26 protein-coding genes and 1 pseudogene are annotated in these 26930 nt (G+C 57.8%); 17 read left to right on the plus strand and 10 right to left on the minus strand.

What is annotated here, in order from left to right:
• Positions 1 to 2: 2 nt before the first annotated feature.
• From GKR99_20210 to GKR99_20250, 9 genes are all read left to right on the plus strand, one after another.
• Positions 3 to 1004 (plus strand): ATP-binding cassette domain-containing protein, encoded by a 1002-nt coding sequence (locus GKR99_20210; GenBank protein ID NKB29744.1) that lies wholly within the window; start codon positions 3 to 5, stop codon positions 1002 to 1004.
• On the plus strand, positions 997 to 1998 hold the full coding sequence (locus GKR99_20215) for an ATP-binding cassette domain-containing protein (GenBank protein NKB29745.1): 1002 nt from the start codon (positions 997 to 999) through the stop codon (positions 1996 to 1998). Before GKR99_20210 ends, GKR99_20215 begins: the two co-directional genes overlap by 8 nt.
• Positions 1995 to 2279 (plus strand): sulfatase-like hydrolase/transferase, encoded by a 285-nt coding sequence (locus GKR99_20220; protein NKB29746.1) that lies wholly within the window; start codon positions 1995 to 1997, stop codon positions 2277 to 2279. Before GKR99_20215 ends, GKR99_20220 begins: the two co-directional genes overlap by 4 nt.
• On the plus strand, positions 2125 to 3084 hold the full coding sequence (locus GKR99_20225) for a sulfatase-like hydrolase/transferase (GenBank protein ID NKB29747.1): 960 nt from the start codon (positions 2125 to 2127) through the stop codon (positions 3082 to 3084). Before GKR99_20220 ends, GKR99_20225 begins: the two co-directional genes overlap by 155 nt.
• Positions 3081 to 4508: a sulfatase-like hydrolase/transferase gene (locus GKR99_20230; GenBank protein NKB29748.1), complete on the plus strand. Its 1428-nt coding sequence runs from the start codon at positions 3081 to 3083 to the stop codon at positions 4506 to 4508. Before GKR99_20225 ends, GKR99_20230 begins: the two co-directional genes overlap by 4 nt.
• A complete protein-coding gene (locus tag GKR99_20235) occupies positions 4405 to 5286 on the plus strand; it encodes an ROK family protein (protein NKB29749.1) in 882 nt (293 codons plus the stop codon). The genes GKR99_20230 and GKR99_20235 overlap by 104 nt, the downstream gene beginning before the upstream one ends.
• A gap of 250 nt (positions 5287 to 5536) precedes the next feature.
• On the plus strand, positions 5537 to 6040 hold the full coding sequence (locus GKR99_20240) for a MarR family transcriptional regulator (protein NKB29750.1): 504 nt from the start codon (positions 5537 to 5539) through the stop codon (positions 6038 to 6040).
• Positions 6041 to 6047: 7 nt separating this feature from the next.
• Positions 6048 to 6719 carry a GNAT family N-acetyltransferase gene (locus tag GKR99_20245; GenBank protein NKB29751.1) on the plus strand — a complete coding sequence of 224 codons (672 nt, stop codon included), beginning with the start codon at positions 6048 to 6050 and terminating at the stop codon, positions 6717 to 6719.
• Positions 6720 to 6731: 12 nt separating this feature from the next.
• Positions 6732 to 7619 carry an EamA family transporter gene (locus GKR99_20250; GenBank protein NKB29752.1) on the plus strand — a complete coding sequence of 296 codons (888 nt, stop codon included), beginning with the start codon at positions 6732 to 6734 and terminating at the stop codon, positions 7617 to 7619.
• Positions 7620 to 7727: 108 nt separating this feature from the next.
• Here GKR99_20250 and GKR99_20255 read toward each other — a convergent pair whose 3' ends face one another.
• From GKR99_20255 to GKR99_20265, 3 genes are read right to left on the minus strand one after another with little or no spacing between them, the layout of a single operon-like run.
• Positions 7728 to 8759 carry a carbohydrate kinase family protein gene (locus tag GKR99_20255; protein NKB29753.1) on the minus strand — a complete coding sequence of 344 codons (1032 nt, stop codon included), beginning with the start codon at positions 8757 to 8759 and terminating at the stop codon, positions 7728 to 7730.
• Positions 8756 to 9751, minus strand: a complete 996-nt coding sequence (locus tag GKR99_20260) for a hypothetical protein (protein ID NKB29754.1) — start codon at positions 9749 to 9751, stop codon at positions 8756 to 8758. The genes GKR99_20255 and GKR99_20260 overlap by 4 nt, the downstream gene beginning before the upstream one ends.
• 32 nt (positions 9752 to 9783) lie before the next feature.
• Positions 9784 to 11031, minus strand: coding sequence for an ROK family protein (locus tag GKR99_20265; protein NKB29755.1), 1248 nt, complete (start codon positions 11029 to 11031; stop codon positions 9784 to 9786).
• A gap of 110 nt (positions 11032 to 11141) precedes the next feature.
• On the opposite strand from GKR99_20265, the gene GKR99_20270 reads away from it, so the two are divergent.
• From GKR99_20270 to GKR99_20280, 3 genes are all read left to right on the plus strand, one after another.
• Complete coding sequence (locus tag GKR99_20270) at positions 11142 to 12173, plus strand: substrate-binding domain-containing protein (GenBank protein NKB29756.1); 1032 nt, start codon at positions 11142 to 11144, stop codon at positions 12171 to 12173.
• A 100-nt stretch (positions 12174 to 12273) separates the two neighbouring features.
• The gene (locus GKR99_20275; protein ID NKB29757.1) at positions 12274 to 13350 is read left to right on the plus strand and encodes an ABC transporter permease; all 1077 of its coding nucleotides are present in this window, start codon (positions 12274 to 12276) and stop codon (positions 13348 to 13350) included.
• Complete coding sequence (locus tag GKR99_20280) at positions 13347 to 14129, plus strand: ATP-binding cassette domain-containing protein (GenBank protein NKB29758.1); 783 nt, start codon at positions 13347 to 13349, stop codon at positions 14127 to 14129. Before GKR99_20275 ends, GKR99_20280 begins: the two co-directional genes overlap by 4 nt.
• Positions 14130 to 14161: 32 nt before the next feature.
• Here GKR99_20280 and GKR99_20285 read toward each other — a convergent pair.
• A pseudogene (locus GKR99_20285) lies at positions 14162 to 15120 on the minus strand (IS630 family transposase).
• A gap of 94 nt (positions 15121 to 15214) precedes the next feature.
• The gene (locus tag GKR99_20290; protein NKB29759.1) at positions 15215 to 15655 is read right to left on the minus strand and encodes a MarR family transcriptional regulator; all 441 of its coding nucleotides are present in this window, start codon (positions 15653 to 15655) and stop codon (positions 15215 to 15217) included.
• A gap of 79 nt (positions 15656 to 15734) precedes the next feature.
• On the opposite strand from GKR99_20290, the gene GKR99_20295 reads away from it, so the two are divergent.
• Genes GKR99_20295 through GKR99_20305 form a run of 3 tightly spaced genes read left to right on the plus strand, consistent with a single transcriptional unit; the run spans position 15735 to position 17241 of the window.
• The gene (locus GKR99_20295; protein ID NKB29760.1) at positions 15735 to 16220 is read left to right on the plus strand and encodes a signal transduction protein; all 486 of its coding nucleotides are present in this window, start codon (positions 15735 to 15737) and stop codon (positions 16218 to 16220) included.
• Between the two features lie 26 nt (positions 16221 to 16246).
• Complete coding sequence (locus tag GKR99_20300; GenBank protein NKB29761.1) at positions 16247 to 16798, plus strand: cytochrome B; 552 nt, start codon at positions 16247 to 16249, stop codon at positions 16796 to 16798.
• Entirely contained in the window at positions 16795 to 17241 is a 447-nt protein-coding gene (locus tag GKR99_20305) for a DUF1772 domain-containing protein (GenBank protein NKB29762.1), read from the plus strand. Before GKR99_20300 ends, GKR99_20305 begins: the two co-directional genes overlap by 4 nt.
• Positions 17242 to 17376: 135 nt before the next feature.
• On the opposite strand, the gene GKR99_20310 is transcribed toward GKR99_20305, so the two are convergent.
• The gene (locus GKR99_20310) at positions 17377 to 19251 is read right to left on the minus strand and encodes a potassium transporter (GenBank protein ID NKB29763.1); all 1875 of its coding nucleotides are present in this window, start codon (positions 19249 to 19251) and stop codon (positions 17377 to 17379) included.
• A 31-nt stretch (positions 19252 to 19282) separates the two neighbouring features.
• Positions 19283 to 20155 (minus strand): helix-turn-helix domain-containing protein, encoded by an 873-nt coding sequence (locus tag GKR99_20315; protein ID NKB29764.1) that lies wholly within the window; start codon positions 20153 to 20155, stop codon positions 19283 to 19285.
• 381 nt (positions 20156 to 20536) lie between these two features.
• On the opposite strand from GKR99_20315, the gene GKR99_20320 reads away from it, so the two are divergent.
• Complete coding sequence (locus tag GKR99_20320; protein ID NKB29765.1) at positions 20537 to 21448, plus strand: aldo/keto reductase; 912 nt, start codon at positions 20537 to 20539, stop codon at positions 21446 to 21448.
• 30 nt (positions 21449 to 21478) lie between these two features.
• Here the strand turns inward: GKR99_20320 and GKR99_20325 are convergent, their stop codons facing one another.
• The 3 genes from GKR99_20325 to GKR99_20335 form a co-directional block, all read right to left on the minus strand.
• Positions 21479 to 22945 (minus strand): hypothetical protein, encoded by a 1467-nt coding sequence (locus tag GKR99_20325; GenBank protein NKB29766.1) that lies wholly within the window; start codon positions 22943 to 22945, stop codon positions 21479 to 21481.
• 67 nt (positions 22946 to 23012) lie between these two features.
• Positions 23013 to 23324, minus strand: coding sequence for an ETC complex I subunit (locus GKR99_20330; protein NKB29767.1), 312 nt, complete (start codon positions 23322 to 23324; stop codon positions 23013 to 23015).
• Positions 23248 to 24570 (minus strand): hypothetical protein, encoded by a 1323-nt coding sequence (locus GKR99_20335; protein ID NKB29768.1) that lies wholly within the window; start codon positions 24568 to 24570, stop codon positions 23248 to 23250. Before GKR99_20335 ends, GKR99_20330 begins: the two co-directional genes overlap by 77 nt.
• Before the next feature lie 105 nt (positions 24571 to 24675).
• Between GKR99_20335 and uvrB the strand changes: the two genes are divergently transcribed.
• The gene (gene uvrB, locus GKR99_20340) at positions 24676 to 26874 is read left to right on the plus strand and encodes an excinuclease ABC subunit UvrB (GenBank protein NKB29769.1); all 2199 of its coding nucleotides are present in this window, start codon (positions 24676 to 24678) and stop codon (positions 26872 to 26874) included.
• Positions 26875 to 26930: the final 56 nt, after the last annotated feature.

Consider the following 26930-nt stretch of genomic DNA (forward strand, 5'->3'; position numbering starts at 1 on the left):
GGATGAGCGATTTGGCCCTCAGCGTTGATGATCTACAGACGTTTTTCTACACCAATCGGCGCTGCAACAAAGCGGTGAACGGCGTTTCTTTCGAGATCCGCAAAGGCAAGACCCTGGGCATCGTCGGCGAAAGCGGCTGCGGCAAATCGGCGATGGCCTCTAGCATCATGCAACTGCTGCCGCGCCTGTCGCGGATCGAGGGCGGCGCGATCACTTATCATTCCGACCGTGGCGACATCCGCATCGACCAGCTTGATCGCGACGGGGCCCAGATGCGTGCCATTCGCGGTGAAGAAATCGCGATGATCTTTCAGGATCCGATGACCGCGCTGAACCCGGTTTACACCGTCGGCTATCAGATCGGAGAGGCGCTGCGCTATCACACCGACCTCGACGCGCCCGCGCGGCGCGCGCGGGTTGTTGAATTGTTGTCCGATATGGGTATCCCGCTGCCTGAAAAGCGCGCGGACGAATTTCCGCACCAGTTTTCCGGCGGCATGCGCCAACGCGCGATGATCGCCATGGCGATGTCGTGCAATCCAAAGATTCTGATCGCGGATGAGCCGACAACCGCACTGGATGTCACCATTCAGGCGCAGATCTTCACGTTGATGAACAAGCTGAAGGAAGAAAACGGCACCGCGATCATGCTGATCACGCACGACATGGGCGTGATTGCCGAACTCGCCGATGATGTGGCGGTGATGTATATGGGCAATATTGTCGAGGCGGGCACCGTCGATGACGTCCTGCGCCGCCCGCGCCACCCCTATACCCGCGGATTGCTGGATTCGATCCCGGTGCTGGGGCGTGGCCGCGATAAGGAGATCAAGTCGATCCGGGGCGCAACGCCGGACGCCTATGACCGCCCCACCGGTTGCCAGTTTGCACCGCGTTGTGATTTCGCGACCGACGCCTGCAAGGTCATGCCGGATGAGGACACCCTGTCAGAAACCCACCGCGTTCGCTGCCACCATGTCAGAAAGGTGGCCGAGGATGCCTGAGCCGATCCTGAAACTGCGTGATCTGAAAACCTATTTCCCGGTGCGCGCGGGCGTGTTCAAAACCGTCGTCGGCCACGTCAAAGCGGTCGATGGCGTCGATCTTGACGTGCTTCGCGGTGAGGTTCTGGGGCTCGTCGGCGAAAGCGGCTGTGGCAAGACCACGCTGGGCAAGTCCATCCTGCAACTGGTGCGTCCGACGGATGGCGAGGTGATCTACGATAACAACGGCGCCGAGGTCGAACTGCGCGGCCTGTCCGACGATCAACTGGTGCCCTATCGCAAACAGCTCCAGATCGTATTTCAGGACCCGCATTCCTCGCTCAACCCGTCGTTCACGATCTTCGGCTCGCTTGAGGATCCGTTGAAACAATACGGCGTTAAATCCAAGGCCGAGCGTCGCCGCATCATCGGTGATCTGTTGGAAGCCGTGAATATGCGGCGCGAATACATGGACCGGTATCCGCATGAGTTCTCGGGCGGTCAGCGTCAGCGGATCGGCATCGCGCGGGCGCTGTGCGTCGGGCCAGAGCTCGTGGTCTGTGACGAAGCCGTCAGCGCGCTGGATGTCTCGGTCCAGGCGCAGGTGTTGAAGCTGCTGATGGACCTGAAGGTCGAACGTAATCTGACTTATGTATTCATCACCCACGACCTGTCGGTGACGGAATATTTGTGTGACCGGATCGCCGTGATGTATTTGGGCCGGATTGTCGAACTCTGCGACACCGCTGACATCTATGCCGACACGCTGCACCCCTATACCGAGGCATTGTTGTCGGCGATCCCGGTGGCCGATCTGGACCGCAAATCCAAGCGCATTGTGCTGGAAGGCGACGTGCCAAGCCCGGTGAATCCGCCCAGCGGCTGCCCGTTTCATCCGCGCTGTCCAAAAGCAGTGGCGCGGTGCAGCACCGACGTGCCTGAGTTGAAGCGCCATACCCGAAATGGCCGTGACCACTTCGCCGCCTGCCATCTGGTGGACGACGACGCGCCATGAAGAACCTGCTGTTCATCGGGGTGGATCAGCTGCGCCACGATGTCGTCGGCCCTGACAAAACAGTGCCCGCGTGCACGCCGCACATCGACACGCTGATCGCAGGTGGCGTCAGCTTCGCGCGCAGCTATGCGACCAGCCCGCTGTGCACGCCGTCACGCGCTTCAATGTTCACTGGCGATTATGCGTTCCGCCACGGCATGGGTACGAATTGCGACATGTACCACGCGCTGGGACCCGCACGGCCCGCATTTGATCCCGGACGACTTCTGGCAGCACACTGACCGGGATGCACTGCAACCCTGGACCAACTTCCACGACGACCTGTCTGACAAACCCGCGCGGGTGAAACGCGAACGCGATGACTTCTACCGCGCCCACCCAAAGACGGAGGCTGACCTTGTCGACTACATCGGCCTCTATTGCGACCATGTGGCGCTGCTCGACAGCCAGATCGGGCGGCTGCTGGATCATCTGCGTACCACGGGGCGGATCGAAGATACGCTGATCGTCTTCACTTCGGACCACGGCGATATGACCGGGGCGCACGGTGGTTTGATCGACAAGGGCCTGCCGTATGAGGAAGCGATGCGCGTGCCAATGGTATTCAGCCACCCAAGCCTGCCGCCCGCGCGACGCGACAATCTGGCGCTGAACATGGATATTCTGCCGACCGCCCTGGGCCTGATGGGAATTGACTGCGGCGCGCGCCACGCGCGCGATCTGTCAGCTGCGGTCTGCGGTGATACCGACGTTCGGCGCGACTATCTTCTGGCAGAATACCACGGCCTGCGCTTCCTCTATTCTCAGCGCATTCTGGTGTCGGATGACGGGTGGAAGCTGGTGTTCTCTCCGGGGGATTATGACGAGCTTTATGACCTGAGTGTTGATCCGGGCGAGATGCGAAACCTGGTCTGCAGCCCGCAGGCACAGGCGAAACTGGCCGAGATGCGCGCCGCTTTGATGGCGCAAACCGCCAGCGTTGACGACCCGCTGCGCGACTGCGTGGCCAAATTCAACGGCCAGTGGCGTACCGGATCGGGGCAGTTTGATGCGACGACGGCCTATCAGGGCGCGACGGCACAATGAGCCGGCCAAATATCCTTTTGATACTCACCGACCAGCAGCGCCCCGACACGTTGGGCTATCGCGGGCTAACGCCCTGTCGCACGCCCAACATCGACAGTATCGCTGCGGCGGGGACGTCCTTCAACAACACGATCACCCCCTGCCCGCTTTGCCTGCCATCGCGCGCCGCCTTGTTCACTGGGCTGTATCCGACGCAGAACGACATGATGTCGAACCAGACCGGGCATCTGCGAAGCTGCGGGATGCTCGATCACTTCCGCACCTCGGGGTATCAGGTCAACTATGCTGGCAAATGGCACATGGGTGAGGGCAACATCACCGACTTCACCGACCGGCACGCCGGGGACAGCACGCCCGAATACAGCCAATGGTGCCGTGATCAGGGGCTGATCGACGGCTGGATGTTCAACGATCCGGCGACCCGCACGACACGCACCCCATCGATGTCGATCCCCAAGGTGCACCGCCAGAACTTGGCCGTGAACAAGACGAACGAGGCCTACATCACCGATTTCGCCATCAACCAGATCCGTACCCGCGACCTGGATCGGCCTTTCTTTCAGGTCTGTTCCTATAACGGCCCGCATCCACCCTTCATGATCCCAGAGCCTTATTTCAGCATGTATGACCCCGCCGACGTGCCCAGGCCCACCAATTTCGGCCCGCAACCGGGTGAACATCCGGCGCACGCAACAAGTTACTATCGCGATCTGTTCAACGACCACGGCACAGATTTCGAACTTTGGAGTGCGTCTTACGCTGTCTATTGGGGATTCGTGACCATGATCGACGATTTCGTCGGGCAGGTTCTGGGCACGCTTCGCGACGAGGGCCTGGATGACAGTACCATCGTCGTCTTCGCTTCGGACCACGGAGAGACCCTCGGGGCGCACGGGTTGTGGCAGAAGATGGTTCCGTTCGAGGAATCGATCCGCGTGCCGCTGATCATCAACGCGCCAGGACGAAAGGCCTGTGCCAGCGACACGCCTGCCAGCCTTGTGGACATAGCGCCGACACTCTCAGCGCTATGCGACTTGGCTGCGCGTGCGGATTGGGCGGGGCGCGATCTGTTTGTCGCCTCGAAGGCCCCGCCAGCACAATTTGCCATGCACCAACCCCTCGGGGATTGGATGAAGGTGACGGATTGGCGGATGATCAAACAGGGTGGGTTCAAATACGTCTGGCATCGCGGCATGGCCGAGGAGTTGTTTGATATGGACGCCGACCCCGGAGAGGTGACAAACCTTTCAGATCGCCCGTCGCACGCCGCGACAAAGCAGTCCATGCACGCAGAACTCGGCGCGTTTCTGACGAAGACCAATGACCCGTTGCTGGGCGATTGGAAGTACGAAAACCGCCATCGCCCGTTTCGAGAACGGCCAGATCATGGGACAGACGCAGTATCAGACCGACGGTACGACTGACCCAGGCACGCTGGTCCGGCAAATGTGCGTTCAACTGAGACAACTGTGTTACCGACGCGGTGACCGCCTTGGTGTTGCAGTGACCGGGCGGGTGGACAACGGGGGCCGTTGGCACGCGGTTAATTCCGAGACGCTTTCTGATATCAAGGGTTATCCCTTGGCGACGAGCATCGAAGAAATGATCGGTCCCGCCTCGATCATCAACGACGCGGCGGCCGCAGCACTTGCCGAACATCGTTTAGGGTCCGGGCGCGGGCACAGGAACTTCGTCTATGTCACCGTGTCCACCGGTGTTGGCGGCGGGTTAATCCTGAATGGTCAGCTTCACCAAAGTCCGAACGGCCTGGCTGGTCATTTTGGCTTTGCATCCGGTGTAGGAGAAACGCGATCTTGCGGCAGCGGCAGGTTTGGAACTGTCGAAAGCATCGCAAGCGGTTTGCCCATTGCAGGTGCGGCGCGCGCTTTGGGGCACCCTAAGATGGACGCGCGTGCCGTTTTCATCGAAGCCCAATCTGGGGCCAAATGGGCCAACACCCTGATTGATGCATCGGCCTGCGCAATATCTGATCTGGCTTGCGACCTTTCCGTGTTGCTCGGCATCGATCGGGTTGCGATTGGCGGCAGTATCGGACTGGCCGGGGGCTATTTGGAAAGGCTGCGGAAACATCATTCAAAGTTGCCTGAACATTTCCAATCCGAGATTGTGACGGCCAAATTGGGAGCGCGCGGCCCGCTTCTGGGCGCTTTGTTGTTCGACGGGAATATGACCGAAAACTGAATGGCAGGCGCGTCGCAGGTCGTGATCGATCTGACGTCACCATCAATGCCGCTCGAGTGTCTGCATTTTCATATGGCCTGCTTCGGATCACAGCCGTGGCCAGCGCCCTAACCATGTTGCGTTTCATTGATAAGGCATTGTTCGGCGACCGGTCATTGGTGCCGATAACCAGCGGCAGATTAAGGACTCATTCGGCCATCACTAACAATGATTTTGATTTCAATAACCAGTTATATTACTGATTATATAAATGCGAGGAACTGTCATGAAAATAGACGTCATTCGCCAGCGCGGGATGCCAATCCTTGGTTCCAGGCTAATCCGAATTGGCGAACGGCTGCGCAGCCACACGCAGGACCTGATGGAAGCCCATGGCGTGCCCATACCGGTTCACCATTATCCACTTCTGACAGTGCTCCGCGAAAATGGCGCGCTCCCGATCAGTGAGTTGGCAGGCAGCCTCAGCGTTAGTCAGCCGGGGGTCACCAGAAGTGTGAACCAGCTCTCCAAACAAGGGTTCGTACGCATTGAACACGGATCAAAGGACAAAAGGATCCGTCTGATCAGCATTACCGATAGCGGCACTGACCTCCTCGATTATGCGGAAGAGCACTTTTGGCCTTTGATTGAGCGCCGGTTGGTGACCCTTCTGGGCGATCAGTCCGAACACTTCTTGTCCCTATTGGATCGACTCGAAGACCAAATCTCTGATCGGCAACTTTTCATCGAACCAGAGGAGAACCAAATTGAATAGCACTGCGTTGGAACGGCCAATCTGGACCTCACTTTCCACGGACCACAGACCTTTCGCCGTTGGCACAATGCGCGCGATGCGCTTTGATCCGGAGATCAGCGCACTCGGCGCAACAATTGACGATAGCGATGAGAGCTTGGCCGAACTGTGTGATCTGGTAGCGGAACACGGACCGGTCGTTACCGGCCAGAGCACGCCGATTGATTGCCCACCTGGGGCGCAATTGGCCGCTGTGTTGAATTTTTGCCAGATGCGCGCCGAAACTATGTTAAACCCAACAATTGCCGACCACACTTTGGAGCGCCTCAATGCGCAAGACGCCGAAGGGATGTTAGCATTGGCACAGCTCACCAAGCCGGGGCCGTTTTCTTTGCGCACGCCCGTGCTTGGCGAATATTGGGGCATTCGATCTGAAGGGACGATCGTTTCCATAGCTGGCGAACGATTAAAGCAAGGGCGATTTGTTGAAGTCAGCGGAGTTTGCACCCATCCAGACTTCGTCGGTCGGGGCATGGCGCTGGCCCTATGCCTGAAACTCACCCAGCGCATTCTGGCGCGCGGGGCAATGGCCTATCTCCATGTGGCAAGCGCGAATGAGGCCGCAAAGCATGTCTATCAAAAGCTCGGCTATACGGTGCGCCAGTCGATGGTTGTAACCGTGGTCGAGCCGGCAAGCTAGAGGCTGCTTACCATGGATCGCGACTGGATAATTATCGTGCTTCTGGGCATGGCCTTTGGTTCTACGCTTTTCTTTAACGAAATAATGCTGCGCGACATGGGTCCATTTTTTGCCGCCCTGAGTCGCGTGGGCCCGGCAGCCTTGGTGAGTTGGGTGTTCCTGATCGTCAGTGGGCGTGACTGGCAGGCTGGGATCCCACAGCTAGGGGCGTTGGCGATGCTGGGCGTGCTCTTTTTCTGGATGCCAATGACCGCATTTCCTGTCGGGCAGCAATATATCGAGTCGGGTTTGGCAGGAATTATCAATGCGATGACGCCCGTCTTTACAGTGTTGATATCTCACGTTTGGCCGGGCGGGGAACGGGCGACCCCATTGAAGTTCCTGGGTGTCCTGACGGGGTTTTGCGGAATATTCTTACTAACCCTGCCTTCGCTTGGCAGTGGCGAGGACACCCGGTTATTTGGCATATTGATCACCCTTCTGGCGCCTTTGGGATTCGCAATTGGCCTAAACTGGGTAAGGCGAATTACGGATCTTGATCCAATTGTCATGATCACTTGGGCCTTCACCTGTGCCGCCGCCTTCATGTTGATAACTGCTTTCTTCTTCGAGGATGCTCCAACCATGGTTCGCCCCTCAACATGGGCCGCAATTGCGTTTTCGGGAGTCATTCTAACTGGGCTTTTGTTCCAGATTGCTTTCATTATGCTTCCGCGAGCGGGTGCAACCAAAACGTCGACACTCACGTTTATCGCGCCAATCACAGCCCTGATCCTCGGTTCTTGGCTGCTGAATGAAAGGCTGCAACTTGCGCATGTTGTGGGTATGGCCGTGATATTCCTCGGCCTGTTTTTGATAGATGAAAGGCTCTTCATGAAGCGCGCCAGAAAAGACGGCTGACCTTTAGACCAGTAGCCCCAATAGCGTCTGCAAATCTTGGCGCACCTTAATCCGGACAATGCCGTCACTCGCTTCGATTGACCCGATGTCTGCGCAGCGCGACTTTGCTCAAAGTTCCTTCCGCCATCCCCAGTTGGATGCCAGGGTTAGGCAATCACGCCACGCAACGACAGTATCTGTCGTACCCAGCCCTCGAACCGATGCCGCTGCTGAGGCATGACCAAGCCTGACGGCTTCTTCCATGCCCCAGTCTTGATGAAGGCCATAAAGCACGCCGGCTGCGAATGCATCGCCCGCACCGTTGGTTCCCTTGATCTCCCCCGGCGGAATATTGACCGATGGCAACAGGATCTCTGCCCCGCCTGAACTGACAGCGACCGCTCCAGCTGGGAAATGCGCGACGACCATCTGCATCGACCCGATGGCCAGTACCTTGCGTGCCGCCGTCAGGCATTGCTGGACATCCACTTCGGTCCCGGGGCTGGTTTCATGTCCGGATATCGCCGCGATTTCGAAGTCATTGACGATCAGCAGATCGAGATGGGCCAGGCACGGCCGGACAAGCTCAGCGATGCGCGACGCCGGTATCGAACACAGCTCCAGATTTGTCGCTAGGCCCGCGGCTTGCGCCTTTTTCAGCACCGTGACCCAGCCGTTCTCATCATTATCCCACGCGCGATCCAATTTGGGGTGAACCCCTGGCAAGCCGAGGTGCAGGAAACGGGCCTGGGTTTCCGAGAATTCGAAGTGATCAGGGCAAAGCTGTGCGGCGGTTCCCGGCAAATAAAGATGCGTGCGTCTTCCGGTGTCTGCTGCCGTAAACGCGTCGGTATGCGCAGTATTGGCAGCCTTGGCGATCACAAGACCGGATCTTTCGATACCTGCAGCATCGGCTTCTGCAATCAGGATGCGCCCATCCTCATCATCGCCGATTAATCCGATTGTCGAGACCGGAATATCATTGTCCAGTCGCTTCAGATCAATGCCGAGGTTGCAGGCCGATCCGCCACCGCGGACCTCGTTGGTCAGAATCTCGACCACCTCTTCTTCGCCCGGCCAGTGCGACACGAATTTGTTGTGGTCTGCGCACCATGTTCCGCCGGTGACAATACCTTTGCGATCGGGCGACCCGACGATCATTGCGCTTCGGGCAGCAAGACCGGGTCAGTGATCTGAAGATCGTCTTCAAGCGTTCGGGCCGGGGATACTCCGGTCTTCTGAAGGTGGTCGTGATAGGCTTTGACCGCATCGGTGCTCGACTGTTCGCCCTCGACCACCCGCCGCATCGAGCGGACGATTTCGACCGAATCCTCGGCAAAGTAGATCTTGCGCCCAAACAGGGCCACACGCGCGCCGAACCGCTCGGCCTGGCTGATCAGTTCGAAGGTATCGCGGGTTGTTCCGGCGCCGCCGCCCAGAATGCCAACGGTCAGGTTTTCGGGGTCGAACGCCGCAAGTTCGGCCATGGCGCGCGCGCCGTTATACTGGATTTTCAGGAACAACGGTCGTTCGGATTTCGCCACACCGGCAAGACAGCGCACGATGGCATCATTGATGTAAATCCCGATTTCTTCGCCAGCGGTGTCGATCGGCATTGCCGGGTTAAACACCTCCAGGAAATGCCGCATTCCGGCTTCGCTGGCTTGATCGCGAAACGCACCATAGACGTCGAGGGCGGCAATATCCCGGTCAACGTCATTGTAAAACGTCACCGCATATAGGCCCAGGTCACACAACGCGCGCGCGCGGTCGATACGGGCGGTGCGAAACGGCCGGGCCTGTTCATTGCGGTAATTCGCACCTCGATGGCCCCAGATATCCGTGCCTTCGTTCAACCGCACCGCCGGCGTCACATCGCTTGCAGAAAACACTCCGTCCGAGGTGAGCGCCTCGGCAGACGACAGCGACATCAGCATGATATCCACCAGTCCTGAGGCAACCATATCTTTCATTGCGCTGCGGTAGACCGAGGCCGGGAACGCCATGCCCGTAACGGGGTCGATCCCGGTTGCACCGGCACCGCCGCCCATGTCCCCATCTTTGGCGTCCGCAATCACAAAGTCCTGCGGCTGATAATCTCCGCTGCGAATGCGATCCAGTTTCTGGTTCAATCTGTCAGTGCCCGCTTGCATTTCAATCTCCGGCTTCGTTTTCATTTGTTGGTTTAAGCAAGGAAGTAGTTCGCCCGGATCGGAAGCAGCGCGGCCCCCATCGAACGTGCAGATCTGCCAATGGATGCTTCCAGGACCACAAGCGGTGCCAACCCGGCCAGATCGCTTTCTTCAAGCCGTGCGGACGTTCGTTCGACAAGCCGCTGCCGAACGCCCTGTGGAAACGCGCCATCCATGATTGCCGCTTCGATGTCGATGACCGACGCCGCAGCGGTTATGGCGGTGGCCAATGCGTCGGCGGCCTTGTCGATCCAGGTTGTCAGGTGCGGCTCGAACCCCGACCAATCTTTTGGATCTGAACGAAGTACATCGGCCGGCCAGCCCGCTGCCGTCAATTGCCCTTCCAGAACGTTCAGTGATGCAACATTCAACAGCTGCGTCACGCCACCTTGGCCGTCTGGAACGGGCAATGGTCCCAGCGCACCGGAATTCCCCGATCTGCCGGTGAAGACTTTTCCGCCAAGCACCACGCCGCCCCCGACAAACGAACCCACAAAAATGTACAGGAATTCGGAGAACTGGCCGCCCTTTCCGATCATATGCTCGGCGACACACGCAGACGTCGCATCGTTTTCGAAGACGACACGGCGCTTTGACTCCTCGGCCACAATGTCGGCGACACTGACATCTTTCCACTGAAGCATTCGTTCGGTCGGCGCATTGGAAACGTCGGACCAATCCCACAGCCAATAGGGAGAGGCGACACCAATGTCGGTCACCTTTTTCCAGGCATCTGGATGCGTTTCCTGAAAGTACGTCATCGAGCGCCTCAGGAATTTGCGAACATTTTTCGGTGTCGGGAAAGAGTATGCCTGGCGGCGGCGCTCGACAACTTCGCCACGAAAATCAATCAAAACCGCTTCCATTGAGCGTCGCCCAATACTCAGACCCAGTGCATAGACGCCGGAAGGGTTCAGCGCGACCGGCGTCGAAGGTTTGCCAACCCCGCCCTTCACAGATTTACCGCGCAGGACAAGGTCATCGGCCTCCAGCGATCTGACAATATTCGAAACGGTCTGCGCCGAAAGACCAGACCGGCGCGCAATCTCAGCGCTGGCCATTTCCCCATGGCGGCGGATGTAGGACAGGATCAGCCGCGCATTCTGATCACGCAGACCGGTCTGGTTTGCGCCGCCCTCGGGGTCGCGAACGGCGATGTCTGAACGACGATCTGAATGTTCCTGCAAGGTCATCTCACCAAAAATGACTAGGCCCTCGGCACTTGTCAATTTATTAGTCAACTTTGTTTACTTATTGACATCCCAATCTGCTGCACCCTACCGTGGGAAAGTTCTGGATCGGAAATGATGTCCGGAAACGATTGGAAACGAAGTTAATGGGAGGAGACTTCATGAAGAAGTTACTTGTAGGAGCGTCACTTGCAGCCATGGCGATCTCGGCGTCCAGTGCCGCATTTGCGGCAAGCCATTCAACGGGCGCTTGCCTGATCACAAAGACGGAGACCAATCCATTCTTCGTGAAGATGCGCGAAGGTGCTCAGGCCAAGGCCGAAGAACTTGGCGTTGAACTGTCAACGTTTTCGGGTGCATTCGACACCGATTTCGAAGCTCAGATTGCGGCGATCGAAACCTGCGTGGCCAACGGTGCGGGCGGAATTCTGATCACACCGTCCATCCCGGACTCACTCATCTCGGCCGTAGAGAGTGCGCGCGAAGCAGGATTGCTGGTCATCGCACTCGACACGCCATTCGATCCGATTGACACCGCAGACATGACCTTTGCCACCGACAATTTTGAGGCCGGTCGACTGGCAGGTGCCTGGGCGCGTGCGACGATGGGCGAAGAAGCCGCAGCGAACGCCAAAATTGCCGGGCTGAACATCAACCCGGCACAACCAACGGTCGGCGTGCTGCGCAACCAGGGCTTCATGGATGGCTTTGGTATTGAGCTGAACGATCCAAACCGCTGGGGCGACGAAGACGATCCTCGGATCGTTGGCAACGACGTCAGCGAGGGCAACCCTGAAGGTGGCCGCAAAGCCATGGAAAACCTTCTTGCGATCGACCCCGATATCAACGTGGTCTACGCAATCAATGAACCTGCCGCTTCGGGCGCCTGGGAAGCAATGAAGGCGATGGGCACCGATCCCGATGATGTCATCATCACAGGTGTCGATGGTGGTTGCCCGGGTGTTCAGGATGTTGCTGCTGGCATCATTGATGCGACTTCGCAGCAGTATCCGCTGTTGATGGCCGCACTCGGCGTCGAGGCGATTGCCAAGTTCGCCGAAGACGGCACCCTGCCAGAAGCAACGCCGGGCAAGAACTTCTTTGACACCGGCGTGGCGCTGATTACGGACAAGCCCGTAGATGGCGTGCCGTCGATTAGTGTCGCTGAGGGACTTGAGCTCTGCTGGGGTTGACCTGCGGACACGTCTAAAACAACACTGACATTGAAGGGGGCGAGCATTGGGCCCGCCCCCTTTTTTTCACCCGCAATTTCGCGCGGGAGACTCCGGGGGGATGACAGTGGTAGCCGACAAAGACGATTTCGAACAGGCCGTGAAATCTGAAACGCCAGAGCAGGTCGCCGATTTTGACGATCATGAAAAAGGTCCGGTCAAGTTCCTGCACGACAGCCTGCACAAGTACCCCTTCCTGGTCCCGCTTGTCGTCATGATTGTCGCAATCATCGTTTTCGGCCTGATCAACCCGAATTTCTACCGGGTCAATACACTGTCGGTGATCCTCCAACAGGTTGGTATTGTGGGGATATTGGGGATTGCGCAGGGGCTGATAATCCTGACAGCCGGCATCGACCTGTCTGTTGGCGCGATGCTGGTTTTCACGTCTGTCATCATGGGGCAGTTCAGTTTCCGTTATGGAATTCCGGCAGAATTCACCATCGTCATCGGCCTGGCTGCTGGCGCGTTCATGGGGTTTTGCAATGGCTGGATGGTATCGCGCCTGCGACTGCCGCCCTTCATTGTGACGCTGGGAACCTGGCAGATCATTCTGGCGGCAAACTTCATCTATTCACGAAATGAAACGATCCGCAGTCAGGACATCGCCGAACAGGCGCCTGCACTCCATTTCTGGGGACAGATTTTCAGGATTGGCGACGCCCGAGTAACCTATGGCGTGATTGCTTTTCTGGCGCTCGTTTTGGTCTTTTCCTACATCCTGAGCAATACGGCCTGGGGGCGCCATGTTTACGCGGTGGGTGACGATCCAGAGGCCGCAGAACTCGCAGGTGTGAACACCAAGAATACAATTCTACAGGTTTACACCATCGCCGGATTGCTCTGCGGCGTTGCTGCCTGGGTTGCGATCGGTCGGTTCGGTGCGATTTCTCCGGGGGCGTCAACCGGGGTGCAAGGCAATATCCAATCCATTACCGCCGTTGTGATTGGCGGAATCTCTCTCTTCGGTGGCCGCGGATCGATTATCGGCATGTTCCTTGGGGCGCTGATCGTTGGTGTGTTCGAGATGGGGCTACGCATGGCTGGCGCTGATGCGCAGTGGACGTTCCTGCTTATCGGGGTGCTGATCATTGGCGCGGTAACAGTCGATCAGTGGATCAGAAAGGTTTCGGCATGAGCACAGAGCCCATTCTATCGGCGCGCAATCTTGTCAAACGCTATGGCCGTGTGGTCGCGCTTGATCATTGTGACTTTGAACTTCGACCTGATGAAATCCTCGCCGTCATTGGGGACAACGGGGCCGGCAAGTCTACCCTGATCAAGGCGCTCTGCGGGGCCGTGACACCCGACGAAGGGCAGGTTTATCTGAACGGTGAGCAGGTAAATTTTTCATCGCCGATCGACGCGCGCGAAGTCGGTATCGAGACTGTTTATCAGACCTTGGCGGTCAGCCCGGCCCTCAGCATTGCCGACAATATGTTCATGGGGCGCGAGATCCGCAAATCCGGTTTCATGGGCAAGGTGCTTCGTCAGCTTGACCGCTCGGCGATGGAGAAATTTGCCCGCGAAAAACTCTCCGAACTCGGCCTGATGACAATCCAGAACATTAATCAGACCGTCGAAACCTTATCGGGCGGTCAGCGTCAGGGTGTGGCAGTGGCCCGCGCCGCCGCGTTCGGCTCACGCGTGATCATCCTCGACGAACCAACTGCTGCCCTTGGCGTGAAAGAAAGCCGGCGGGTTCTGGAGTTGATCCAGGATGTCAGATCGCGCGGTATTCCGATCATTCTGATCAGTCACAACATGCCGCACGTCTTTGAGGTTGCCGACAGGATACACATTCACCGTCTCGGCAAAAGGCTCTGCATTATTGATCCCAAGGAATACTCAATGTCAGACGCCGTCGCATTTATGACAGGGGCCAAGGAACCACCGGGCGAGTCTGTGGCCGCCTAGGCGCTGGTCGCTCGTCCTAAAGCGTTTCGACATTAACCTGAGACATATCCGGCGGCCTTAAAGTAGTTCCAGCATTCTACTGGGTCGTAGAGATCGCAGATTGCTCCGATTGCTTCGAAGACCTGGGTAAAGGACCTGGCCCCGATCCGTCGCAAATGGGCTTTCAGTTTAGAGAAGGCCTGCTCGATGGGATTCAGGTCGGGCGAGTACGGTGGCAGGTAAAGGAACCAGCAGCCGTGATTGCGTAAAGCCTGCGTCGCCTCCTTATTCCGGTGGGTTGCCAGGTTGTCGAGAATGACGACAGTGCCGGGGTTGATCTCGGGGACCAGCACTTCGCGGATGTAGGCCGCGAAGGCGGGGCCATCTATCGCTCCCTTGATGACCCAAGGTGCGATCAGCGCGCCTTGGGTCAGGCCCGCGATCAAGGTTTGGGTTCCCCAGCTTCCGAAGGGCGCATCCATCGTCAGGCGCTTACCGCGCTTGGCTCTGCCGCGTAGGCGCGTGAGGTTTGTCTTCACTGCGGTTTCGTCAATAAAGACAACGCGCTCAGGAAAGGTCGCAATGGCTGGCGAGCGGTATCTGAACCAGTCGGCCCGTTGCTGCCTTACCTTGGCGCGGCGGCGCTCGGTTGCGACCAGCGACTTTTTTTGTACGTGAAGCCGAGCCGGGACAGAAGGTTGGCGATGGAGGAGTGATGCACCCGCACACCCTCTGCATCGGCCAGCGCATTACGCAACTCAAAGAGCGTGATGTCAGGGTCTTGTGCGATCAACTCCTCAAAGAATTCCCGATGCGGAGCCAGCTTTCCCTTGCCGCGCGGCGGTCCCTGCCGGGCAGGTTCCGCATGACCCTTCATCCTCACCTGACGCGCCCACCGCGCGCCTGTGGCAGGCGACAGCTTCAACCGCAACGCCGCCGCGCGCCCGCTCAACCCTTCTTCAATGTATCTCTGAAACCGTATCCGAAGCGCAGATGGCAAAGGTGCTGACATGATCCATCCTCCCAAACAGGATGAATCACAGATCAGGTCTCAAGGGAATCCCTCGCGATTCAGGTTCAAGCCGAAACGCTTTAGCCAGCAGAATTCAGGAACTATCATCCGCTTGCAGGGATCTGATGGTCCTTTGCATGAGATTCAGAAATTCTTGACGCTCGGCAGCAGTAAGCCCGTCCAGCGCTTCCGCATTTGTCTTCTCAGCCGCCTCATATGCCGCATCACGAATTGACCGCGCCTTTTCAGTCAGGTGGATTGTGCGCGCCCTTGCGTCAGCGGGATGTTCCTTGCGGACAATCAGATCGTCACGCTCCATCCGTGCAAGCGTATTCGCAAGCGTCGCCTGCTCGATAGCCACTTGTTCGAGGAGTTCTTTCTGGGTCAGCCCATCACGCTCCCACAGCGCCAAAAGCGCGGGGAACTGGCCGGGAACGATGCCAAGCGGCGCGATACGCTTACGCAACCCTTCGGCAAAGAGCCGGGCCATATAGTTCACGAGGTATCCCGCCGAGGTCTTGCGATCAAAATCCATGGTGAATTCTAGCATTGCATAGCTTACTATGTAATAGTACATAGCATGCTATGCAAAAAGAACCGGATGGAGCGTAGAAATGAAAAAGCTAGCAACAACCTGCGCGCTAATTCTTGCGTGCTCAGCCACGACCATGGCCAGATCGGACGAGATGACACCGGGGCGCGAACTTGCAGAAATCATATTCGGATCAATGGAAATCAGCCCGACCGGCGGCGCCGATATGGGCGAATTTGTCAGTTTCGGAAATGAAATCTTCGTGTCCATGGACGAGGACAACAACGGCTCAGTTGACCTGAAAGAATTCACTGATTGGGACTTTGGATTCAACTTCATCGCGGAAGATGTGGGCCAGCAGCGCGCCTATGAAACTGCGCAGAAGATCGTCTTTGCGGTGTGGGATCATGACGGCGACGGCGACATCACGCGGCGTGAATATCACAAATCGATGGTTTCGGATTTCCGCCGCGCCGACACGGATGACGATGCGTTTCTGACGCGCGACGAATTTCTCGGCGGCTACCTCATCAACGTTGCTTATCGCGCGGCACTTACGGGCAAGTAGGCACGTTATAAGCGGAGAAATTTCACATGAAAAGCACGCAAACCAAATATGGGTCCGTTGCGGTCACCATTCATTGGCTCAGCGCCATCTTCATCCTTGCCATGCTGGGGTCCGGTTTCAGGGCAGCATCGATGACCGACAGCGCCGCCAAGGAAGCCATCTTGATGTTTCACGTCCCGCTTGGTGTCGTGATCCTGCTGTTGACGCTGTTGCGGCTGTTTTGGTGGTGGCAGGTCGATCAGAAACCGAAACCTGTGGCCGGTGATCCAGCCTGGCAGACCTTTACTGCCAAGGCGATCCACGTGCTGTTCTATGTTGTCATCCTTGGAATGGTGGCGAGCGGGATCGGAACCCTCGCGATTTCGGGTGCGATCGGCATTCTGTTTGGTGCAGAGGCAGGGCCTTTGCCTGATTTTTCCGCGTTTCTTCCGCGCGGGCCACACGGCCTGGGGGCAAGACTGATGTTGGCGCTGTTCGCGCTTCACGCGGGGGCCGCGCTTTATCACCACTTCATCAAGAAAGACGGGCTGATCTGGCGGATGTGGTTCAGCACGAAAGACAAGGGGGCCGGATCATGATCAAGGCAGCGTTCAAAATTCTCGCCATCTGTGGCGCCGCAGGCTTTGCGGGCGTCATGCTGAGCATTGGCGTAACGCTCGGAGGATACTGGCGCAGCCTTCCAACCAAAGAGTTCCTCGATTGGTTCGCTGCAAACAACCAGTTCGTATCCAGATCAATCCCCCTGATTTTTATGCCGACCTTGATTGGCGTGATTGGCTCAGTCTGGTTATCGTGGGGCAGCCCGAGTTTGATTTATTGGCTGCTGAGCACAGCTTGCATCGTGGTTGTCGCAATCCTGACGTTCGCATTCTTCGTTCCGACGAACACTGCTTTTGCAAGTGGGACCATGGATGAAGCGGCGGGCGCGGCCAAGCTGAACCAATGGCTAACAATCCATTACTTTCGGATCGGTTTTGGTATGGCAGCTGCGATCTTCGGTTGCATAGCGATCAAGGTGTAAGTGTGCGAAACGCCGGTCGAAGCGGGCATTGAACAGTCCTGCAGAATCTCGAACCATCCAGGGTCTCAAACGCTGTTCAGTTCAGACGTTCGTGTCCGCAAGACAAGTCACCCCACTTCGCAACATTCCTGACATTCACTCTCCTCCGCGTGCATCCTGCATTTTTACTTTCAGATCAGCCTCCCATAATTCCAGGTTGTCACGGACCAATTGGGAGTATGCGCTATTTTCGCTGTGGGGATCGTCACTTTGGATGAACGCCTGTGCCGTTTCCACCATCGTCTTGCGATCATATTCTTCGAAGACGCCGATCAGTTTCTCGGCCTGACTGCGCGGATGGCCAATAGCTTCGAAAACCGAGCGCGCCGCGCGGATCGAACTGTCGTAGGTTTCCCGAATGATATCACGACATCCCGCAGCCCAAAGATCATAAACATGCCAGCGGTCAATAGCGCGGGCAACGACATGCACCTTTGGGTGATGTTCATGCATGTAGCGGGCGAGTTCGGTTGCGGCCTCCTTGTTGTCGATGGCGATGACCAGAACCTTGGCGTCGTCGATCCCCGCGGCGTGCAGCAGATCAGGACGGGTTGCATCGCCGTAATAGGCGCTGAGACCGAACCGACGAAGCATGGCAAGCTGTTCGTTGCTGTAGTCGATCACCGTGGTTTCATAGTCAGCCGCTTGAAGCGCACGGTTCACAATGCCGCCAAAACGACCGTGCCCCGCAATAATGATCTTTGCGTCAGACGTGATTTCATCGGCATCCTGCGCCTGCTGACGTGAATATCGCGGCGCGATAAGCTTGTCGTAGCAAATGAAAAGCGCAGGTGTGAGCAACATGGAAAGCGCGACAACCAGCAGCAAGAGGTCCGCAATCGGCCCGGGAACGACTGCGTTGGCAACGGTGAAGGACACCAAAACAAAGCCAAACTCACCCGCTTGGGCCAGGCCAAGGGCAAATAGCCACTTATCCCCCCCACTCAGCTTGAAGACATGGCCAAGCCCAAACATCACGGCAGCTTTGAGCGCGATCAGCCCAAGGGTCAGCGCGACAATCAACGCAAGATTTTCGCCAAGCAGGGCGAAATCGATGCTGGCGCCAACGGTGATAAAAAATACGCCCAGGAAAATCCCCTTGAACGGAGCAATATCGCTCTCAAGCTCATGCCGGTATTCGCTGTTGGCCATCACCACACCGGCCAGAAACGTCCCAAGCGCAGGAGACAGCCCCACGATAGTCATCAAAAGCGCAATGCCGACCACCATCATCAAGGCAGTGCTGACAAACAGTTCACGCAGGCGCGCGGCGGCGACATAGCGGAACACCGGACCGGTCAGATAGCGCCCGACCACAATGACCAGCCCCACGGCTGCCAGCGTCACCAAGGCGGTTTGCCAGCCCGACAGCCCTTCAACAAGGCTCAGGTTCAAGCCGGTGTCACCGTGTCCGCCTCCGTGATCATCGCCGTGATGCAGCACCTCGGTCAGCTCAGGCAACGCCAACAGCGGGATAAGCGCCAGCATGGGGATCACCGCAATATCCTGAAACAGCAGGACCGAAAAGCTGGCTTGCCCGCCATCGCTGCGCATCAACCCTTTTTCGTTCAGCGTCTGCGTCACGATTGCTGTTGAAGACAGCGCAAAAATGAGACCAATCGCAAGGGCAACCGTCCAGACTTGCCCAAACAACATCGCCACCGCCATCACGCCAACAGTCGTCAGCCCGACCTGCAATCCACCCATGACAAAGATCCGCGCGCGCATGGCCCACAGCACCTTGGGCTGCATCTCCAGCCCGATTAGGAACAGCATCATCACCACGCCAAATTCGGTGAAATGCTGCAACGCCACAACATCGACCCCGGCCCAGTGCAGCACTGGCCCGATCGCGATGCCGGCGATCAGATATCCAAGCACCGACCCAAGCCCAAAGCGTGAGGCCAGCGGAACGGCGATCATGCCCGCCAGAAACAGAGTGAACGTGATAAACAGAAATTCCGCGGTCATAGGGTGATCCTTTTTTCGGGGGGGCGGTGGCCTATTGGGCCCGCGCGAGGTGATGCTTTGGCGAGCAACCAAATTTGCGGGAATAGTCGCGACTGAAATGCGTGGGGCTTTCGTATCCGACTTCAAAACCCGCGACAGAAACCGAGCGCGCACCACTCGCCAGAAGATTTCGCGCTTCGATCATCCGCAAGTCCTTTTGGTATTGAAGCGGCGTGGTGCCGGTGACCGATTTGAAATGCTCGTGAAACGAAGATTGGCTCATGCCCGCAAGCTCAGCCAGGTCCGCCACGATCAACGGTTCGCGGAAACTTGCCCTGATCCGCAAGATAGCCTTGGCAATCCGGCTGGCATGGCTGTCAACCGAGAGGAGATTTCTGAGCATGCCGCCGATTGGGGACATCAGCAGCTGAAAGTGGATTTCCTTCAAGATCAGCGGCCCGAGGACTTGCGCTTCCAGCGGATTATCCATCAACTTGAGGTATCGTTCCAAGGGCGCCAGCCAAGTTGGGTCGGCCACACTGGCCGCAAGCGACTTCGCGCTCGCGACTTCTGAAACGGCCTCGCCGACTTGTTCATAGAGGCTGCGAATGATGCCAATATCCAAGGCGAGGATAAGCGCGAGATAGGGCGCTTGCGGGCTGGCCTCGGTGATTTTGGCGACCACAGGCAGATCATGGCTGACCAATAGGGCGTCGCCCTGACCAAGCGACACGGATTGTGTGCCAATGCGTGTTTCTTTGCGTCCCCGTAGGATCAGACAAATCACAGGATTATAGATCACGGCCTCGAACGCACTGACATCCTCCTGGCGAAGCACATGCAAGGAAGGCAGAGGTTTTGCCGTAACATCAGCAATTTGCTCGATGTAGCGTTCCGCCAGGCTTTGCAATCGCTCGAATGACATGATGCCCTCCTTGGGTTTCATGCCTAACGAAGCCAGAACCAGTAATCACGCAAAAAACGCGCCATTCGGAGGAATTGACAAATCTGTCGGAGAAATTGGCAGGACCTTGCATACCCAAATGCCTAGGTTCCTCCCAGCCAAGTCACCGATCGGAGTGCCCTTATGTCAGCCACGCAACCCACCTTCGCCCTGAATGCCACCACCGTAATCCCGGCAGTTGGGTTCGGCCGATTGTGTTGAAAAACTCCGTTTTAGGGCCTGAACGATGATTTTTCTTTCCATGCAGCCCGATCCTAAATTTTTGGCGCGGGGGTCGGCCCAAATCGCCTACATGCGCTCACGCGCAGCCATGCGCTGTCTCGTGGTCAAAGCTTTCCGACTATTTCGCTTCATAGGTTTTCGCAAGAAATCCGCGACGCTCTGATTTCGGAGTTTTTCAACACAATCCGCACATACCTTATTTCCAACGAAGAGGCCGAAACGGCGATCAGCGCCGCCATCGAAGCCGGGTATCGGCATATCGATACGGCCTCAGGGTATCAAAATGAGGTGGCAGTCGGTTCAGGCATCAACAAGGGACTGCAAAGCGCGGGCATTGGTCGGGAAGACCTGTTTGTGACCGCCAAACTTTGGCCGGGCAATCCGGCTTGGGGTGATGCGCCCAAGACAGGCGCGCAAACAATCGCAGAATGCGACGCAAGTCTTGCTCGGTTGGGATTGGACTACGTTGATCTCTATTTGATCCACGCCCCATACGGCGGCGACATGAGGGTTGAACAGTGGCGTGCCTTGCTGGAAATCCAGAAAAGCGGCAAAGCCCGATCCGTTGGGGTCAGCAACTTCAACCAACAGCATCTGGACGAGATCAAGGCAGCCGGGCTGCCGATGCCCGACGCAAACCAGATCGAACTGCACCCATGGTCACAAAAGCCGGACCTGATTGCTTACATGTTCAAAAACGGCATCGCACCGATTGCCTACAGCAGCCTTGTACCGCTTTCGACGTGGCGAGTTGAGGAAGGTCAGGACAGCGCAAAGACCGATGAAATGAAGGCTGATGGTGCAGCGTTTCAGGATATGGCCGCAAAATACAACGTGTCAGAGGCTCAACTATTGCTCCGCTGGGGTGTGCAAAATGGATACGCGGTACTCCCCAAAAGCCTGAACCCTGACCGAATGCGCCAGAACATCGATTTGTTTTCCTTCGCCATCGACGATGCGGATATGGCTCAAATGGCAACCATGGATCGTGGAGACGGGGTCGCGTGGGCATCTGGTGATCCGAGCAAATAGCCAAGATGTCTGGCGCGCAAGACCCGTCGCCTATTGCGGCATCATCTCGTTTCCGTTGACCTTCAGCGATCTAGGCATGTTGAATTCGATATCCCAGAACAGGGCACCGGCGTCACCCTGCCGGGCCAGCCCCTGCGCCAGACCCAATGGGCCAAGCGCCTGACCGGACATTTCAGGCGGCATCGCGTTGATCGCCTGAATCAGCCGGTCGATCCCTTCCAGACTAAAGCGGGCCGTGCCCTGCGACATGCCGGTCAGGCCCACAGTGCCGCCCCCCTCCATGTCGAGCGTATAGGCCGGCGCGGTGACATTGCTGGGTCCGACATCAATACCGACCAATCCGGTTGGCAACAGCTGCGGGATGGTCTGGAACAGCACCATCTGGTCGATCACATCCGCCGTCAAAAAGTCGAAATTGTCGATCAGCGTCCGGGCCGGCGCGTTCAGATTGAACCGATTTGCGCGCAGGTCCAGCGACAGGTCACTGGGGATAAGCGGTTCAAAGAACGGCGGAATCGCATCGCTGCTGACAGCCAGCCCCGACAGCGCCAAAGCAATGTTGTATTTGCCTTCATCCACCAATCCGTTGACATCAATCGTCCCCGACATCCCATCAATCGAACCACCGCCGAAGGGCGACTCTACAGCCAGGTTGTCCAGGTCGAACGTCGCCTCGACGTTCTCGAATATTGGCAGGAAGTCCCGAAGGTGTCCGCGCGCGTCCTCTTGCAGGCCAACCAGGTCCAGCGCGGTGGGATCGCCAGATTCAATCACCTCGACCCCTTGCGCGACCATCGCCAATAGCGGCGCTATCTGAAAGCCGGTTGTGGTCGAGTCGGTGGCGTATTTCTCGGCCGAGATGACGATCGAGATCGGTTCCCCGAACTCTTGGACCAACGTGGTTTGCCGCATTCCGGAAACCTCGCTGGAGTAGTTGGCATCGACGCCGCCGTTTGCGCCACGCTGCGACGTACCTGCATAGCGAATGGAGGCATAGGATTGCACATCATCCTGCATCACTTCGCCATCGGGGCCCACCATCCGATTTGCGGTCGTTAGCCCGTCAATCGAACTGGTGAAGCTTTGAAACGCCAGCAGGTCCTGATCCCAGATACCATCGAACACCACACGGTCCATGGTGACACTGAAGTCCATCATATCGGCAATCTCAAAGGCCAGTCGCCAGGATTCATCTTCCGTGACGCGCCATTTGCCATCGCCCAGATCGGTCAAATGCATGTCGAACGCATCCACCTCGATCGAATTCAGGAAATCGGCAATATCGTCATCCGGGATCAGCGATACATAGGCGTTTGGGTCGACGGACAGCGCATAGGATTTACCCTGCGGCGTCACAGTGACGGCCCCGGGCAACTCCCCAAGATAGGTCTGAAACAGATCGGTCAGGCGATCGGCCTCGGCCTGCGTTGCAGGCGCGGCCAGGCCCGACTGGGCGGTGAGTGTAAGGGCAATAATCGTTCCGGTCAGCAGACGCATGGCGTCCTCCATTCAATGAAAAATTGGAAATCTTCGGTGTCGTGCGGCAGGGGAAGCTGGCAGGGCGTCAATGCGTCCACGCCCCGCGCCGGTTGGTGGCGAAATTGTCGCCATAACCGCCCGGGCGAATATTGGGTTTGCGCATTTTGGGTTCGCTGACCACAGCGTCGATCCCGTGGGCTTCAGCATAATCGACGGCCATGGCCTTGGTTTCGAACGTAAGCTTCACCTGCGTCTGTGTGTCGTCGGACGACGTCCACCCCATCAGCGGATCAACCCGGCGCGCCTGATCGGCCGAGAATTCAAGGACCCAGTGGCGGGTCCGGGCCGTGCCCGACGACATGGCGGTGCGGGCGGGTTGGTAGATGCGTGCGCGCATGGCGACCTCCGATGGAATGCGCGATATATCGGCAATTCGGGGGGGCTTCGCAAGCCTCACCTCTGTTGGGTTGGCGAAATTCCACGGGAAATCGTAGCAGGTCGCGGTCCAGCGATCCATGCCCTGCGTTGTTGCGCGTTAGATAAAGATAACCAGTCGCGCCGGTCGTTTCGAAGTTCCGGCTAGGGCTTTGGTGATCGATGAGTGTGGGATAGGCATAGTTGGTCTGGCTTCCATCCGACCGCCACGGAAGGCGCGCATGCAGCAGCGGCTGGCGATGGCTCCAGGTGATCAGGTCGTCAGAAAACGCATAATAGAACCCGAACAGGTTCGGCTCTTGCGTCGGATCGCTGCTGGTCCCGACCAGCACGAATTTCCCAAGATGGGTATTCCACGTGATACCTTCGTACATCTCGGCGATCTGGGGCAGCGCGATTGGCGCACAATTCGGGGTCCGCTCGACCACGTTCGGGTCGTCGCGATAGGGGTCGACAAACACGCCCTCAAAGGCGCGCCCATCCCAGAAACGCCAACTTTTCGGGTCGTCCAGCGCCTGCGTGCGCATCAGGCAAACGTGCTGCAATTCCAGCGGATAGGTCTGCGCCTTGAGATAGGCATAATAATACCCGTCGCGCTTGATGATATTCGACGGGGAAAACAGGCCATAGATGCCTTCATCCGGGTGATACCGGTCCGGCAGGCTGGCCACCAGGTGATCCGGCGGATCCAGGGCGACATAGGTCGCGCCGCCGTCGTCAGACCGCGCATAGGTGATACTGTTCATCCAGCATTTGAAATAGTCGCGCGTCGCGCAAACCTCATGACTTTTCCAGTTCCCCTGAAATTCATTGTGGATCAGTGCGTGCACGGTCTGACCATCTTCGGAATAAACCGCGGCGATCCATTCCTGATCCGCATAGCTTTCCGGGTCCGGCAATTTGCGCGACCCGGACACCGGCGCGCAGTCCAGCACCAGCGACCCGAAATCCGGCCCCCGCATCCGGTGGGCCGCCGTGTGCGACAGGATCAGGTTCACTTGATCGTCACCATCCCGGAAGGCGCGCACGGGCAGATCCGGGATCTGCGCGACATAGCAATTGTCTTCGGACCAATCGAACACAACCTCGACCGGGCCGGTTACGACAACCGCCGTACCGCCATGGTCCGGCGCGACGGGCCGCGGCGGGCTGACATCTGCATGCGCCACATTTGCCGCAAAAATCGCGGCCAGAATGATCCAAAGCACCCTCATCCCTCCGACCCTAACGCCGCCATGTCAGTTGAAAACCCCGGCACCCTTGATCTGAGGGCGAAAAGGGAACACCTGTAGGGGTCTGTCAGGGGGGAAACCATGTCGAACACATCGCCCGAAAACATGCCGGTCCTTGCCAACGCGCCGTCCGCGGACGTGCACGAACGCGGCAAGCTGATGGGTGGCATCCCGCTGGTCATGCATTCAGAATTCGAACCCGCGGGTGACCAGCCGACGGCAATTGCCGAACTGGCAGCGGGCGTGAAAGAGGGTGAACAGAACCAGGTACTGCTGGGCGCAACCGGCACCGGCAAGACCTATACCATGGCCAAGGTGATCGAGCAGACCCAGCGCCCCGCCATCATTCTGGCCCCGAACAAGACACTGGCCGCCCAGCTGTACGGAGAGATGAAGGGCCTCTTCCCCGACAACGCCGTCGAATATTTCGTCAGTTTCTATGATTACTACCAGCCCGAGGCCTACGTCGCCCGATCCGACACCTACATCGAAAAAGAAAGCCAGATTAACGATCAGATCGACCGCATGCGCCATTCGGCAACGCGGGCGTTGCTGGAACGCGATGACGTGGTGATCGTCGCCTCAGTCAGTTGTATTTACGGCATTGGCTCGGTCGAGACATATGGCGCGATGACCCAGGATCTGGTTGTAGGCAATTCCTATGACCAACGGACCGTGATGGCCGATCTGGTCGCCCAGCAATACAAGCGCAACGATCAGGCGTTTCAACGTGGGTCATTCCGGGTGCGTGGAGACTCGCTGGAGATCTTCCCCGCACACCTGGAAGACCGGGCATGGAAGTTGTCATTCTTTGGCGAGGAGTTGGAATCCATCACCGAATTCGATCCGCTGACGGGCGAAAAAACCGATACCTTCGAAAAAATCCGCGTCTATGCCAATTCGCATTACGTGACGCCAAAATCGACAATGCAACAGGCGATCAAATCAATTAAAGCGGAATTGAAAACCCGTCTGGCGCAATTGGTTGACGAAGGCAAACTGCTGGAAGCGCAGCGCCTGGAACAGCGCACAAATTTCGATCTGGAAATGCTGGAGGCGACCGGCGTCTGCAACGGGATCGAGAATTACTCGCGCTATCTGACTGGCCGCGCGCCGGGCGAACCGCCCCCTACCCTGTTTGAATTCATCCCCGACAATGCGATTGTCTTTGCCGATGAATCCCACGTCTCGGTGCCCCAGATCGGCGGCATGTACAAAGGCGACTATCGGCGCAAATTCACGCTGGCCGAACATGGCTTCCGCCTGCCCTCCTGCATGGACAACCGCCCCCTGAAGTTCGAGGAATGGGACGCCATGCGCCCGCAATCGGTCTTCGTTTCGGCCACCCCGCAAGCGTGGGAGCTGGAACAATCCGGCGGCGTCTTCACCGAACAGGTCATCCGCCCCACCGGCCTGCTGGACCCGATGGTCGAAATCCGCCCCGTCGGCATGCAGGTTGACGACCTGCTGGACGAAGTGCGCCGCGTGACCGAGGCCGGCATGCGCACGCTTGTCACCACGCTGACCAAACGCATGGCCGAAGACCTGACCGAATACATGCACGAACAGGGCATCAAAGTCCGTTACATGCACAGCGACATCGATACGCTGAAACGCATTGAAATCCTGCGTGATTTACGCCTTGGCGCGTTCGATGTTCTTATCGGGATCAACCTGCTGCGCGAAGGCCTCGACATCCCCGAATGCGGGCTGGTCGCCATTCTTGATGCGGATAAGGAGGGGTTTTTGCGCTCCGAAACCTCGCTGGTGCAGACCATCGGACGGGCGGCGCGCAACGTCGACGGGCGGGTCATCATGTACGCCGACCGGATCACCGGATCCATGGAGCGCGCCCTGCGCGAAACCGACCGACGGCGCGAAAAACAGATCGCCTATAACGAGGCGCACGGCATCACGCCGATGACCGTGAAGAAGAACGTCGAGGATGTTTTGGCGGGCCTTTACAAAGGCGACACGGATCAAAGCCGCGTGACGGTGAAGGTCGACAAGGCGATGGCGGGCGGGAACCTGGCGACCGTGCTGGAGGGTTTGAGGACAGACATGCGCAAAGCCGCCGAGAACCTTGAATTTGAGGAAGCCGCGCGCCTGCGCGATGAGGTGAAACGGTTGGAGGCGGTGGAACTGGCCGTAGCAGATGATCCGCTGGCGAGACAGGCAGCGGTGGAAGCGGCGAGTGAGGCTGCGACGAAGGGCAAGGGGCGGAGCACGGCGGGGAGGCCGGGTCAAAGGGATGGGAATGTTAGGCGGAGGGGACGGTAATGGCTGATTGTGTTGAAAAACTCCGAAATCAGAGCGTCGCGGATTTCTTGCGAAAA

The sequence above is a fragment of the Paracoccaceae bacterium genome (assembly GCA_012103375.1).
Lineage (GTDB): Bacteria > Pseudomonadota > Alphaproteobacteria > Rhodobacterales > Rhodobacteraceae > WLWX01.